Below are 13,398 nucleotides of genomic sequence, written 5' to 3'. Positions count from 1 at the left end.
CCAACATGAGCACGACATTCCTGACGGGTGCCGACGCGCCGCGCGTCCTCGCCCTGTCGGCCCGGGACGAGGAGGCCGTAGCCGCCTCCTGCGAGCGGCTCGCCGCCCTGCTCGCGGCGGACCCGTCGCTCCGGCCGGACGACCTGGCCGCCACCCTCGCACACGGCCGGGAGCGGTTCGCCGCACGCCGAGCCGTCACCGGCACCGACGCCGCCGGGCTCGCGGCCGCACTGCGGGACGCGGCCCGGGACACCCGGCCGACCGAGCCCGCGGGCACCCTGGTCCTCGACCTCGGTGACGGCTCGGCGGCGGCCGGGGGCACCCCCGAGCTGCCGCAGGTCACCGAGGCCGTCGCACTGGCCGAGGCCCTCGAACTGCCCGCCGGCGCCGACCGGTCCGCCGCCCGCACCGCCGCCGTGCTCCACGGCACCGGCGCGTGGCTCGCCGCCCGGGGCCTGCGCCCCGCCGCCGTCCGCGGCCGGGGACCCGGCGCGGCCGCCGCCGCGGCCCTGCTCGGCGCACTGCCCCTGGCGGACGCGCTGCGCGCCGCCGCCACCGGCAGCCCGGTCCCGGCCGGGGCAGGGGCAGGGGCAGGGACCGCGGAAGCCGCGGGGACCGCCCTGGTCGTCCGCCTCGCCGCCGCCGGCGAGGGGCGCGGCGAAGGAACCGGCACCGAGCTGTACCTGGACCCGTCCTCCGCCCGCTCCCACGCCGAACTGCTCGCCGCCCTGTGGCGGCGGGGCGTCGACGTCGACTGCTCGCTCGACCGCGCGGGCCGGCGCGTACGCCTGCCCGGCTACCCGTTCCGGCGCTCCGGCCCGGTCACCGGCCCGGCCGCCGACCTCCGCCCGCTCACCCCGCACGAGCAGCGCTGGCTCTTCCACGACCTCGTCCGCCGCGGCAGCGCCGCCGAGCACGCACAGTGCGCCACGGCCGTCCTGCCCGGGCGCCTGCCCGAGCGGGCCGCCGCCGACGCCGCCCTCGCCGCGCTCCAGCAGCGCCACCCGGCGCTGCGCACCGTCTTCACGCAGCACGGCGGCCGCTGGTTCGCCCGTACCGCCCAGACGCCCGTCCCGGTGACCCTGCTCGGCCCGGACGAGCGGGACGAGGCACGCGCTCGAGTTCGGCACGCCACAGTCGAGGAGTCCTTCGCCGTGGCCGACGCCCCGCTCGTGCGCTGCGCGCTCGCTCCGGCGCAGGACGGCTGGGCCGTGGCACTCGCCGTGTACGCCCCGGTCGCCGGGGCCGCGTCCGCGGACGAACTCCTCACCGAATGGGCCGAGCTGGCCGGAGCCTCCCTCCGCCCGGCCGCCGCCACCCTCTGACACTCCGTCCCGCCACCGAAAGGACCGCCATGACCGCCGTACAGGACCACCTCACCACCCCGCAGATCCCCGCCGACTGGGCCGGCGCCGCCCCCGCCCCGATGGGCGTCGACCAGGCCTACAACGGCTACGTGGCCGGCACCGTCGTCAACGCCCTCGACCGGCTCGGCATCTGGGACAGGCTCGCCGCCAACCCGCTCCTCGACCTGCGCGCCCTCGCCGCCGAGACCGGACCCGCCGTCCGCGAGCGCGTCCTGCGCGAGATCGTCCGCGCCGCCGCCACCTGCGGCTGGCTCCGCCTCCAGGACGGCGGCGACACCGCACTGCTGACCAGCGCGGGCCAGGAGATGCTCCGCATGCGCGGCTACTTCACCTGGGGCGTCGGCGGCTACAACGAGGTGTTCGCTCAGGCCCACCGGATCGCGACGGGCGAGGCGGAGTTCGGCACCGACGTGCTGCGCGACGAGGCGATGGTGGCCCTCGGCTCCGGCCAGAACGACCGCTCCTTCATGGCCGGGACCCTCGACGACGTCCTCGCCGACGTGGACTTCTCCGTCCTCGCCGACCTCGGCAGCGGCATCTCCGCCCGGGTCTCCCGCGTCGTCGGCGAGCGGCCCGGCACCCGCGGCCTGGGCCTGGACATCAGCGGCCCGGCCACCGAGCTCGGCCACCGCACCATCGCCGAGGCCGGCCTCGCCGACCGCGTCCAGGCGATCCAGACCGACGTCCTCGACGTCTGCCACCGGGCCGCGCACCGCGACAAGCTGGCCGAGGTCGACACGGTCATGAGCTTCTTCCTGCTGCACGACCTGCTCGCCGACCCCGCGACCCGCCCGCAGACGTTCACGCGCATGCGCGAGGCGTTCCCCGCGGCCCGCACCTTCGTCCTCGCCGACACGATGCTGCGCCCCGACTCCGAGAACTCCGCCTCCCTGCCGGTGTTCTCCCTCGGCTACGAGCTCGCGCACGCCCTCATGGGCGTACCGCTGCACACCAAGGAGACGTACGAGGAGCTGTTCGCCGCCGCCGGCCTGGTGCCGCGCCGCGTCGTCCCCTTCGGCACCCCCCACTCGTGGCTGTACGTGCTGGAGGCCTGCTGATGCGCAACCCCCTCGCGGTACTCGGGGAGTTCTCCCTCCGCACCCGGACGGTGCTCGCGGTCAACGCCGTCAACTCCTTCGGCGGCGGCCTGGTACTGCCCTTCCTGTGGATCTACCTGAGCGACGTGCGCGGGCTGCCCGCATGGGTGCCCGCCGTGACGCTCGCCCTCCAGGCCGCCACCGCGGTGGCCGGGGGTCTGCTGTGGGGCGCGGTGCTCGACCGGTTCGCGCCCCGCACCACCGTCCCGCTGGTCATGGCGGTGGCGGGCGTCGGCACCGCCCTGTACGCGCAGGCGGACGGGGTCGCCACCGCCCTGGCCGCGGCGCTCGTCTACGGCCTCGGCATCAGCGGGGTGGGCACGGCCATGCGCTTCCTGTACGCGGGGGCCGCCTCCGCGCGGGAGCGTTCGCTTGCCTACTCCGCGGACTACGCCGTGTTCAACGCGATGACCGGGGTCGGCGTGCTCGTCGGCGGGGCAGTGGCCGCACTGGACGCCGGGTCGCGGGCGGCCCGGTTCGCCGCCCTGTACCTCGCCGACGGCGCGACCTTCCTGCTCGCCGGGGCGGCCCTGCTCTGGCTGCTGCCCAAGGCCCTCGGGGCCGACGGCGAGGACGACGGCTCCGGCGCGGAGCCGAAGCAGCGGGCCGGCTACCGCGACGTGCTGACCCAGCGCCACATCGGCGCGCTGCTCGCCGCCCTGGCCGTCTGCTCGCTCGTCTCGTACGGGCAGTTCCGCTCCGGCCTGCCCGGCTACCTCACCCAGGGCGGCGCCCTCGGACCGGAGGGCATCTCCGGAGCCTTCGCCGTCAACATTCTCGTCGCCGTCGGCGCACAGTTCCTGCTTGCCGAGCGCATCCAGACCGTCCGCCGCAGCACGGTCCTCGCCGTCTCCGGCGGCGTCTGGGCGCTGGCCTGGGCCCTGGTCCTGCTCGCCGGGCTGCAGAGCGGCGGCACCGCGCTCGGCCTCGCGCTGGCCGGCGTCGTGCTGCTGTCGGTGGGCGAGGCCCTGGTCTTCCCCGTCGTGACCTCCCTGCTCAACGACCTGGCGGAGGAGAACGTCCGCGGCCGGGTCAACGCCCTGCTGTCCGTGGCGGTCTCGACCGGCTCCGTCGCCGGCCCCGCACTCGCCGGCGCGCTGCTGCCCTGGGCGGACGGCCTCGGCCTGATGGCCGCCCTCATCGCCGGCTGCGCCGGCGTCGTGGCCGTGGCCGTGCGCCTGCGGACGACGCTCACCGCCCGGGCGGACCTCCCCGCACCGGAGGAGGAGGCCCCGCAGGAAGCGTCCGGTTCCGACGCCCCCGCCCCGGCCGCCGCGGCCGCCGTCCCGGCCGCCGCGTGATCCGAACATCCCACCCCCTGCCCTGACGAGGTCCCGTACACCATGAAGCACTGGCCGCTCACCGGCATCAGCGTCCGCACGTCCCGCATCGAACTGCGCTGGCCCACCCCCGAGGACCTGGACGCCCTCGCGGACCGGGCCGTCGAGGGGGTGCACGCCCCCGGGTTCATGCCGTTCTTCTCGCAGTGGACGGACGGCAGCCCCGAGGAGGTCGCCCGGCGCGTGCTCCAGCGCCACTGGAACGCCATGGCCTCCTGGACGCCGGAGGACTGGACGCTGTACCTCGTCGTCGTCCACGACGGCGAGGTGATCGGCTCGCAGAGCCTGGGCGCCCGGGACTTCGGCGTCACCCGGGAGGTGCTGCTGACCTCCTGGCTGTCCCTGAGCCGGCAGGGCGAGGGCCTCGGTGGGCACGCCCGGGCGGCCGCCCTGGAGCTCGCGTTCACCGGGCTCGGCGCCGAGCAGGCGTTCTCCGTCGTGCGCCGGGGCAACGAGGCCTCGCAGGGGGTGTGCCGCAAGTTCGGCTTCGAGCACGACGGCAGCCAGGTCAACGCCGTCCGCGGCGAGCAGGTGGTCAGCGACCGCTTCCGGCTCGGCCGCGAACGCTGGCTCGCCCACCGCACCGTCGAGGCCGAGGTGACCGGCACCCGGTCCGCGCTGCCGCTGTTCGGCCTGCCGGCCACGCCCGCCACGCCCGCCGCGCCCGCGGCACCTGCCGGGCCCGTCGCCCGGGGAGGCGTCGCCGTCCCCCGTACGCCCCTGGCCAGCGTGCTGTCCGGCGTGCGGTACGCCGAGGAATCCGACCAGCCCGCGGCGTAGCCGGTACCCCATTCCTCCCCCCCCGCACCCCCCGCACCCCCCGCACCCCCGCACCCCGCGCATCCCCGCGCATCCCCGGCACCACCGGAGCCGCCCGCCGCCCGGGCGGCTCCCGTTCACCGTTCCCCGGAGAGGAAAGAACCGCCATGCCCGAGCGCCCCGTCATCGTCGTCGTCTACGACAAGGGCTCCGCGTCCGTCATCGACATCATCGACGGCCTGGCGCCGCTCGGCAGCCCCGTGCTGGCCCTGTGGCCCTCCGAACACACCGACGACGTCGGTCCGCTGGCGGAGGAACTCGCCCCCGTGGTCCGGCTCGACGCCCAGGACCACGACGCCTCGGCCGCGCTGCTGCGCGCCCACGCGCCGCACGCCATCCTCACGTTCAGCGAGACCAAGCTGGCCGTCACCGCCGAGCTCGCCGAACGGCTCGGCCTGCCCTACCACACCCCGGCCACCGTGGAGCTGCTCCGCGACAAGTACGCCCAGCGCAGCCGGCTGCGCGAGCACGGCGTCGACTCGGTGCGCTCGTACCGCCTGACCCGCCCGGAGGACTGGACCGGGGCCCTCACCGCCGTGGGCCTCCCGGCCGTGCTCAAGCCGTCGAGCGGCCAGGGCAGCCGCAGCACCCACCTCGTCGAGGACGCGCAGGAGGGCGCCGAGCTGGCGCGGCTGCTGCTGACCGGACCGGACGCGGAGACCTCCCTGGTCCTGGAGGAGTACCTCACCGGCCGGGACAGCGCACCGTACGGCGACTACGTCTCGGTGGAGTCCGCCGTCAGCGGAGGGCGGATCTCGCACTGGGCGGTCACCGGCAAGTTCCCGCTGGCGCCCCCGTTCCGCGAGGTCGGCAACCTGCGCCCGGCCGTCCTGCCCGAGGACGAGCGGGCCGCGGCCCTGGACACCGTCACGGCGGCCCTGCAGGCCCTCGACATCACCACCGGCGTCAGTCACACCGAGCTCAAGCTCACCCCGGACGGCCCGCGGATCATCGAGGTCAACGGCCGGCTGGGCGGCTGGCAGACCCAGCTGGCCCGGCTGTCCGGCGAACTGCGCCCCGTCGAACTCGCCGGCCGGGTCGCCCTCGGCGAGGACGTCTCACACGTGCAGGCCGACGAGCGCCGGGTCGTCTTCTCGTGGTGCGTGCCCGCACCGCCCGACGGCGGCACCTACCGCGCCGTGCACGGCCTGCGGGCCGTACTGGCCCTGGAGGGCGTGGAGAACGTCATCATCCCGCACTCCACCGGCGACCGGCTCCCTGCCGGGGTGCACTCCAGCGAACTGGCCTGGGTGGAGGCCGTGGCACCCGACCACGACGCGATGTTCCGGCTCGTCGACCAGGTCCTGGCCGTCCTGTCCTTCACGGTCGAGGGGCCGGACGGGCAGCCGCACACCGTCGCCGCGGGCAGTCAGGCCCTGCCGGTCTCCTGACGTCCCGCGGACTCCAGCGCCGCTCGAGCGGGATCGGCCAGGCTCAGCCCACCGAGAGACCGAACCCGAACAAGGAGTGGCGTCCGTGGCAACCGCCGAGATCCGCACCGACGTACCGAAGTTCCTGCCGGTCGCCGGCCACCACGATCCCGCCCCCTTCTATCTGACGGCGGACATGTTCGGCGGTGTGCCGGTGCAGATCGCGGGCGGGCCCATCGACCACCTGGTGGGCCGCCCCGTCGCCGACCCGCACCGGCACGAGGTCGCCGAGATCTACTTCCTCGTCTCGCCCCGCCCCGGCGGCGCCCGCATCGAGGTGACCGTCGACGGGGAGACCCACGAGCTGTCGTCCCCGGCCCTGCTGCACGTGCCCGCCGGCGCCGAGCACCGCTTCCTCACCCTGGAGGCCGAGCCCGGCAGCTACTGCTTCGGCGTGCTGCTGGGGGACGCCGCGTGAGCACCACCGTGAGCCCTGCCGCGACCGGCGCCGGCCCCGCCCGGCTGCACCTGAGCGAGAACCCCTTCGGCTGCAGCCCCGCCGCGCTGCGGGCCGCCCGCGAGGCCCTCGACCCCACCGCCCGGTACCCCGACCCGGCCCGCACCGACGTCGCCGCGGCCATCGCCGCACACGCCGGCGTCGACCGGACCCAGGTCGCCGTCGCCAACGGCAGCGACGAACTCGTCCTCCTGGCCGCCCTCGCCCTCGGCGACCGCGACCGCCCGGGCGTCACCACCGCCGGGACCTTCCCCGGCTACCGCATCTGCCTGAACACGGTGGGCCGCGGCTGCGAGGAGGTCCCCCTCGACGGCGGTCGCACCGATGCCGGGGCCGTGGCGGCCGCCATGGACCGCGCGGGCATCGCCTACCTGTGCCACCCGCACAACCCGAGCGGGGCCGTCCTCGACAGGGCCGCGTTCGACCTGCTGGTCGAGCGGGCCGCGGCGACGGGCACCCCGCTGGTGGTCGACGAGGCCTACCTCGAGTTCGCCCCCGCCGGCACCCCGCAGGTCCTCGACTACCTGGACGGCGGCGCCCCGCTGCTGTCGCTGCGGACCCTGTCCAAGGCGTACGGCCTCGCCGCACTGCGCATCGGGTACGCCGTCGGCAGGGCCGACCTCGTCGCCCGGCTGCACGCGGTCCAGGGCACCATGCCGTTCAGCGTCAACGCCGTCGCCCAGGCCGCCGCCGTCGCGGCCCTCGCCGACCAGGACCACCTGGCCGACGTGGTCCGCCGCAACGACCGGCGCCGCGACTGGTTCCGGGACGAACTGCGCCGGCGGGGGCGGCAGTCGCTGCCCACCACCACCAACTTCGTCGCCGTGCCGGTGTCGGACCCGGCGGCCGCCGAGCGGCTGCTCGCCGAGGAGTACGGGATCCTCGTCCGCGACGCGGGCCGGTTCGGCTTCGCCGGGCACCTGCGCATCTCCCTCGGCCCCGAGGACGCCCTCGTCCGGGTCCTCGACGCCCTCGACGTCATCGACCCGGTCGGCGCCCCCGCCGAGGACCCCCGCCCGTTCGCGGCCGCCGGGGCCCCGTCCGCCCGCTGACCATGGCCGACCGCCGGCGGCGGACCGGCGGCACCGCACTACCAGGAGGACTCCCAGTGACGCACGCCGTCATCATCAACACCCGCGAGCAGTACGCCGTGTGGCCCAGCGCGAACGACCTGCCCGCCGGCTGGCAGAGCACCGGCTGGACCGGCACCGAGCAGGCGTGCCTGGACCGCATCGCCGAACTGTGGACCGACGGCCGACCCGCCCCCGTCCGCGAGGCCGCCGCCGAGGACGCCGCCCGTCCCGCGCTCCAGCTGCTGGCGACCGCCCGGCTGTGGCTGCGCGAGGTGCTGCCCGCGGAGGCCCGCCAGATCACGGCCGGCGAGTCCGCAGGGCTCGACTGGCTGGGCGGCGCCCCCAGCGCCGAGACGCAGATCGCGTCGAAGATGCTCGTCCGGGCCGCCGACGCGGGCCTGCACCAGCCCGGCTGGGGCATGTACCTGCTGGTACGGGCCGAGGACGCCCGGGTCGTCGGCGCGATGGGCTTCCACGGCCCGCCGTCCGACGGGTCCGCCGAGATCGGCTTCGACCTCGCCGAGCCGGCCCGCGGCCAGGGGTACGCCACGGAGGCCCTGGCGGAGCTGGCCGCGTGGACCCTGCGCCAGGACGGCGTCGACACCGTCATCGCCACGACCACCGAGGACAACGCCGCCTCGCAGCGCGTCATGGAACGGGCCGGCTTCTCCCTGCTGCCCGGGCGCGACGCCGAGGGACTGCTCGTCTACCGCCTCCCCCACTGACCGACGGCCCACCGAGGAACCGCGAGACCCGAGAGAACCGAGAGAACTGAGGAACATGGTGTCCCGTTCACTGCGCGCCGAGGCCGTCCCCGCGGACACCGTCGCCGAACCCCTGCCGCAGCCGTACGCCTACCGCCGCCACGAGGCCGTCGAACCCGACTGGCGGCGTTTCCCCGGCTGGCGCGACGTCACCGAAGAGCAGTGGCGCGACCCGCAGTGGCAGCGCGCCCACTGCGTCAAGGGCGTGCGGGAGCTGCACGCGGTGGCCGGGTCCGGGCTCGACGAGGCGTTCTACGCCGACCTCGAGGCCGACCAGCGCGAACACGCCACGATGCCGGTCCTGCTGCCGCCGCACGTGCTGAACACGATGGCGCCCCACGCCCCCGTCGAGACCGCCGCCTGGTACGAGGACCCGGTCCGCCGGTACATGCTGCCGGTGGCCTCCGACCGGCACCCGCTGTGGCCCAGCCACCCGCTCGCCTCCCGGGACTCGCTGCACGAGGCCGAGATGTGGGCGGTGGAGGGCCTCACCCACCGCTACCCGACGAAGGTGCTCGCCGAGCTGGTGACCACCTGCCCCCAGTACTGCGGGCACTGCACCCGGATGGACCTCGTCGGCACGTCCACCCCGCAGATCACCAAGTACCGCTTCGTCCTGCGGCCCGCGGACCGGCTGGACCGCATGATCGACTACCTCCGCGCCACGCCGACCGTCCGCGACGTCGTCGTCTCCGGCGGCGACGTCGCCAACGTGCCCTGGCCGCGGCTGGAGGCCTTCGTCGGCCGGCTGCTGGACCTGGACTCGGTCCGCGACATCCGGCTCGCCAGCAAGGGCCTGATCGGGCTGCCCCAGCACTGGATGGCACCCCAGGTCCTCGACGGGGTCGCCCGGCTGTCCGCCCGCGCCCGCGAGCGCGGCGTGTCCCTGGCCCTGCACACCCACGCCAACGCGGCCCAGCAGGTCACCCCGCTGGTCGCCGAGGCCTCCCGGGCGCTGCTGGACGCCGGCCTGCGCGACGTGCGCAACCAGGGCGTCCTGCTGAACGGCGTGAACACCACGCCCGAGGCCCTGCTCGACCTGTGCTTCGCCCTGCTCGACTCGGCCGGCGTCATGCCGTACTACTTCTACCTCTGCGACATGATCCCGGGCGCCGAGCACTGGCGGGTGCCGCTGTCCCGCGCCCAGGCGCTGCAGCGCTCGATCATGGGCTACCTGCCCGGGTTCGCCACGCCGCGCGTGGTCTGCGACGTACCGTACGTGGGCAAGCGCTGGGTGGACCAGGCCGACGGCTACGACCGCGAGCGCGGCATCTCGTACTGGACGAAGAACTACCGCACGACGGCCGACCAGGACGACCCGGCGGCTCTGGACCGGGTGCACCACTACTACGACCCGGTGCAGACCCTGCCCGAGTCGGGGCAGGCGTGGTGGACCAGCTGCCAGAACCTGATCGGCGGGGCGTCATGACGTCCGCTGCGACGCGCACCCCCTCGCCGTTCGGACTCCACCGGGTACTGGAGCCCGCCGGTGTCCTGCCCCAGGCCGCCCTGCGGCTCGACACCGACCCGCGGATCGCGCCGGACGAGGTCCGCATCGACGTCACCTGCCTGAACCTGGACGCGGCCTCCTTCCGGCAGCTGCGCGAGGCCCACGGCGGGGACGGCGACGCCGTCCGACGCGCGGTGTGCGACCTCGTCAGGGACCGGGGCAAGATGCACAACCCCGTGACCGGCTCCGGCGGCATGCTGATCGGCACCGTCGCCGCCGCCGGGCCGCAGTCGCCGCTCGGCCTGCGCCCCGGCGACCGGGTCGCCACCCTGGTGTCGCTCACCCTGACGCCCCTGGAGATCACCGACGGGCTGCGCGACTGGGACGGCCTCGGCGAGCGGGTCCCGGCCCGCGGCCACGCCATCCTCTTCGGCCGGTCCGTCGCCGCCGTCCTGCCGGACGACCTGCCCGACGAACTCGCCCTGTCCGTCCTGGACGTGTGCGGCGCGCCGGCCCTGACCGCCCGCGTCGTCGAGTCGTACGCCCGGTCCGGTACCGCGCCCTCGGTGCTGGTGCTCGGCGCGTCGGGCAAGTCCGGGTCGCTGTCGCTGGCGGCGGCCCGCCGCGCGGGCGCCGGCCGGCTCGTCGGCGTGGTCCCCGACGCCGCGGAAGAGGCCGCGCTGCGCGCCTCCGGGCTCGCCGACGAGGTCGTACGGGCCGACGCGCGCGACGCGCTCGCCCTGCACGCGCAGCTGGAGGAGCACGGCGGCCCGGCCGACATCACCGTCGTGTGCACGGACGTCGGCGGCTGCGAGCACGCGGCGGTACTGGCCACCCGCGACGGCGGCTCGGTCGTGTTCTTCTCCATGGCCACGTCGTTCAGCGCGGCGGCGCTCGGCGCCGAGGGCCTGGCCGGCGACGTCACCCTGCTGATCGGCAACGGCTACCAGCCGGGTCACAGCGACCTCGCCCTCGACCTGGTCCGCGAAGTCCCCGGCGTACGCGACCTGTTCGACCGTACGGCCCGGAACGCGGGGAACGGAGCCGCACGATGACCGCCCCCGTCGAGGCCCCTGCCGCCGCCGAGGTTCCCGCCCCCGTCCTCGCCCCGGTGTCCGCGGCCGCGCCGGACGCCCCGACCGCGCCGGACGCCCCGACCGCGCCGGCCCGCGCAGGCCGGCCCGCGCCGGACGTTCCCGTGCCGCCCGCCTCCGCGAAGCTGGGCCTGGACCCGCGCACGGTCGAGCGGGCCCGGGAACTCGCGGCCCGCGCCGGCCGCCCCGTCGTGGAACTCGCCCGCTCGCACACCACGGTGTCCGTCGAGCGCGCCACCCTGCGCCTGGCCGGGCTGGACGGCGCCGACCCGGAAGGCATTCCGTGGGTCAACCGGCTCGTCGACACCGTCGCCGACGCCGTCGGCCTGGAGCACGGCGTGTGCCTGCCGGTGTGGGACGCCCTGAGCACCGGCCGCTACCGGGACCTGACCGACCTCGCCGCCCACGCCGCCGCCCGCACCGTCTCCTTCCGGATCCCGGAGGGCGCGCAGGCCGAGGCGGCGGCCCGCGCCGCCCACGCCGCGGTCGCCCGCGGCATCGCCACCATCGACGCCCGCCGCTCCGAACGAACCCGCCTGGCAGGGGAGTTGGGCAACCCTCCCGCGCCCTGGATCTACCTGATCGTGGCCACCGGCGACATCTACGAGGACATCCGCCAGGCCCAGGCGGCGGCCCGCGGCGGAGCCGACGTGATCGCGGTGATCCGCTCCACGGGCCAGTCGCTCCTCGACTACGTTCCGGAGGGCGCGACCCGCGAAGGGTACGCCGGCACCTACGCCACGCGCGAGAACTTCCGGCTGATGCGCGCCGCCCTCGACGAGGTCTCCGCCGAACTGGGCCGCTACGTACGGCTCACCAACTACGCGTCCGGGCTGTGCATGCCGGAGATCGCCGCCCTGGCCGGTCTCGAACGCCTCGACATGATGCTCAACGACTCGATGTACGGAATCCTCTTCCGCGACATCAATCCGGTGCGCACCTTCGTCGACCAGCGGTTCTCCCGGCAGCTGCACGCCCGCGCCGGCATCCTCATCAACACCGGCGAGGACAACTACCTCACGACCGCCGACGCCGTCGACGCCGCCCACACCGTGACGGCCAGCCAGCTGCTCAACGAGTACTTCGCCAAGGAGGCCGGCCTGCCCGACGGCCAGCTCGGCCTCGGCCACGCCTTCGAGATCGACCCGGACCGGCCGGAGTCCTTCCGGTTGGAGCTCGCCCACGCGCTGCTGGCCCGCGAGCTGTTCCCGGACGCACCGCTGAAGTGGATGCCGCCGACCCGGCACATGACCGGTGACGTCTTCCGCGGCTACCTCCTCAACGGCTTCTTCAACCTGGCCGGGGCGCTCACCGGGCAGAGCATCCTGCTGGTCGGGATGATGACGGAGGCCGTCGTCACCCCGTTCCTGTCCGACCGCGACCTGGCCCTGCAGAACGTCCGCTACGTCCTCGGCGCGGCCGGCTCGCTGGCCGAGGACTTCCGCCCCGCCCCGGACGGTTTCATCACCCGACGCGCCCACCACGTGCTCGACGAGGCCGTCGACCTGCTGGCGCGCATCTGCGACGACGGACTGCTGGACGCCATCGGGCGCGGCACCTTCGGCGGGATGCGGCGGCCCGCGGACGGCGGGCGCGGCGCGGACGGCGTGTTCCGCCGCGCTCCCGGCTACCGCAACCCGGCCGCCGACATCCTGGAAGGAACCGAGGCCCCATGAACACGGCCCCCCGGACCACCGGCACGGTCCGCCCGTACGGCGACACCACCGACGACGGCATGGTGCAGCTGTCCTTCACCCTGCCCCTGCCGCACGGCCCGCGCGCCGAGGGCGCCGCGCTGCAACTCGCCCGCCGCATGGGGATGGAGCGCCCGCTGCTCGTCCACAGCAAGGCCGTCGGCGGCACCGACTTCAGCTTCTTCGTCGTGTACGGGGCCGTGACGCACGCCGTGGACCTCGCCGAGGTGCAGGTGACCGAGCGCGACTACCCGCTGCTGTCCGCCAAGGAGGCGGACGCGGCGATCGGCGACGGGCTCGGCCGCAAACTCGTCGTGATCGGCGCCTGCATCGGCACGGACGCGCACACGGTCGGCATCGACGCGATCCTCAACATCAAGGGGTTCGCGGGCGAGAAGGGCCTCGAGTACTACAAGTCGATGCGCGTGCTCAACCTGGGCGCGCAGGTGCCGGTCGACGAACTGGTGCGCCGGGCGCGCACCGAGCGGGCGGACGCGGTCCTCGTCTCGCAGGCGGTCACCCAGCGGGACGCCCACCTCACCAACGTGCGCGAGCTCAGCGCGGAACTGCGGGCCGAGTTCGCGGACCACGAGCGGCCGCTGCTGGTCGTGGGCGGCCCCCGCTTCGACGCCTCCTCGGCCGCCACGCTGGGCGCCGACCGGATCTTCGGCCGCGGCACCACCCCGGGGGACGTGGCGAGCTACCTGGTGCACGCCCTGGTCCCGGCCGGGTCCCCGGGTCCCGCGCCGGTACCCGCCGCCGTCCTGGAGGGCGTCGTCTGACGCCCCCTGCGCCCCCGTGTCCGCCCGCAAC

At 75.5% G+C, this 13,398-nt stretch carries 12 protein-coding genes; all 12 read left to right on the top strand.

Features of this window, described 5'->3' with window-relative positions:
* Positions 1 to 5: 5 nt before the first annotated feature.
* The 12 genes from ACZ4VL_RS04140 to kamE all read left to right on the top strand — a co-directional run bounded on the left by ACZ4VL_RS04140 (position 6) and on the right by kamE (position 13,367).
* Positions 6 to 1,325: a CurL C-terminal domain-containing protein gene (locus ACZ4VL_RS04140; RefSeq protein ID WP_468195587.1), complete on the top strand. Its 1,320-nt coding sequence runs from the start codon at positions 6 to 8 to the stop codon at positions 1,323 to 1,325.
* 29 nt (positions 1,326 to 1,354) lie between these two features.
* On the top strand, positions 1,355 to 2,425 hold the full coding sequence (locus ACZ4VL_RS04135) for an SAM-dependent methyltransferase (RefSeq protein ID WP_468195584.1): 1,071 nt from the start codon (positions 1,355 to 1,357) through the stop codon (positions 2,423 to 2,425).
* Positions 2,425 to 3,765: an MFS transporter gene (locus tag ACZ4VL_RS04130; protein ID WP_468195582.1), complete on the top strand. Its 1,341-nt coding sequence runs from the start codon at positions 2,425 to 2,427 to the stop codon at positions 3,763 to 3,765. The genes ACZ4VL_RS04135 and ACZ4VL_RS04130 overlap by 1 nt, the downstream gene beginning before the upstream one ends.
* 42 nt (positions 3,766 to 3,807) lie before the next feature.
* Complete coding sequence (locus ACZ4VL_RS04125; RefSeq protein ID WP_468195579.1) at positions 3,808 to 4,584, top strand: GNAT family N-acetyltransferase; 777 nt, start codon at positions 3,808 to 3,810, stop codon at positions 4,582 to 4,584.
* A gap of 146 nt (positions 4,585 to 4,730) precedes the next feature.
* Positions 4,731 to 6,014: an ATP-grasp domain-containing protein gene (locus ACZ4VL_RS04120; protein WP_468195577.1), complete on the top strand. Its 1,284-nt coding sequence runs from the start codon at positions 4,731 to 4,733 to the stop codon at positions 6,012 to 6,014.
* A gap of 85 nt (positions 6,015 to 6,099) precedes the next feature.
* A complete protein-coding gene (locus tag ACZ4VL_RS04115) occupies positions 6,100 to 6,471 on the top strand; it encodes a cupin domain-containing protein (RefSeq protein ID WP_361098204.1) in 372 nt (123 codons plus the stop codon).
* The gene (locus ACZ4VL_RS04110) at positions 6,468 to 7,562 is read left to right on the top strand and encodes a pyridoxal phosphate-dependent aminotransferase (RefSeq protein ID WP_468195574.1); all 1,095 of its coding nucleotides are present in this window, start codon (positions 6,468 to 6,470) and stop codon (positions 7,560 to 7,562) included. Before ACZ4VL_RS04115 ends, ACZ4VL_RS04110 begins: the two co-directional genes overlap by 4 nt.
* 56 nt (positions 7,563 to 7,618) lie before the next feature.
* A complete protein-coding gene (locus ACZ4VL_RS04105) occupies positions 7,619 to 8,308 on the top strand; it encodes a GNAT family N-acetyltransferase (RefSeq protein WP_468195571.1) in 690 nt (229 codons plus the stop codon).
* Positions 8,309 to 8,363: 55 nt separating this feature from the next.
* Positions 8,364 to 9,776 carry a KamA family radical SAM protein gene (locus ACZ4VL_RS04100; protein ID WP_468195569.1) on the top strand — a complete coding sequence of 471 codons (1,413 nt, stop codon included), beginning with the start codon at positions 8,364 to 8,366 and terminating at the stop codon, positions 9,774 to 9,776.
* Positions 9,773 to 10,852 (top strand): L-erythro-3,5-diaminohexanoate dehydrogenase, encoded by a 1,080-nt coding sequence (kdd, locus tag ACZ4VL_RS04095; protein ID WP_468195567.1) that lies wholly within the window; start codon positions 9,773 to 9,775, stop codon positions 10,850 to 10,852. Before ACZ4VL_RS04100 ends, kdd begins: the two co-directional genes overlap by 4 nt.
* The gene (gene kamD, locus ACZ4VL_RS04090; RefSeq protein WP_468195565.1) at positions 10,849 to 12,567 is read left to right on the top strand and encodes a lysine 5,6-aminomutase subunit alpha; all 1,719 of its coding nucleotides are present in this window, start codon (positions 10,849 to 10,851) and stop codon (positions 12,565 to 12,567) included. The genes kdd and kamD overlap by 4 nt, the downstream gene beginning before the upstream one ends.
* Positions 12,564 to 13,367: a lysine 5,6-aminomutase subunit beta gene (gene kamE, locus ACZ4VL_RS04085; RefSeq protein ID WP_468195562.1), complete on the top strand. Its 804-nt coding sequence runs from the start codon at positions 12,564 to 12,566 to the stop codon at positions 13,365 to 13,367. The genes kamD and kamE overlap by 4 nt, the downstream gene beginning before the upstream one ends.
* Positions 13,368 to 13,398 lie beyond the last annotated feature (31 nt).

It is taken from the genome of Streptomyces sp. NPDC029014, assembly GCF_055564695.1.
This window is presented reverse-complemented; position numbering and strand designations above follow the sequence as displayed.

Coding starts and splice junctions, on each gene's coding strand:
- ACZ4VL_RS04140 (WP_468195587.1), top strand. CDS start 6: ATGAGCACGACATTCCTGACGGGTGCCGACGCGCCGCGCGTCCTCGCC.
- ACZ4VL_RS04135 (WP_468195584.1), top strand. CDS start 1,355: ATGACCGCCGTACAGGACCACCTCACCACCCCGCAGATCCCCGCCGAC.
- ACZ4VL_RS04130 (WP_468195582.1), top strand. CDS start 2,425: ATGCGCAACCCCCTCGCGGTACTCGGGGAGTTCTCCCTCCGCACCCGG.
- ACZ4VL_RS04125 (WP_468195579.1), top strand. CDS start 3,808: ATGAAGCACTGGCCGCTCACCGGCATCAGCGTCCGCACGTCCCGCATC.
- ACZ4VL_RS04120 (WP_468195577.1), top strand. CDS start 4,731: ATGCCCGAGCGCCCCGTCATCGTCGTCGTCTACGACAAGGGCTCCGCG.
- ACZ4VL_RS04100 (WP_468195569.1), top strand. CDS start 8,364: ATGGTGTCCCGTTCACTGCGCGCCGAGGCCGTCCCCGCGGACACCGTC.
- kdd (WP_468195567.1), top strand. CDS start 9,773: ATGACGTCCGCTGCGACGCGCACCCCCTCGCCGTTCGGACTCCACCGG.
- kamD (WP_468195565.1), top strand. CDS start 10,849: ATGACCGCCCCCGTCGAGGCCCCTGCCGCCGCCGAGGTTCCCGCCCCC.
- kamE (WP_468195562.1), top strand. CDS start 12,564: ATGAACACGGCCCCCCGGACCACCGGCACGGTCCGCCCGTACGGCGAC.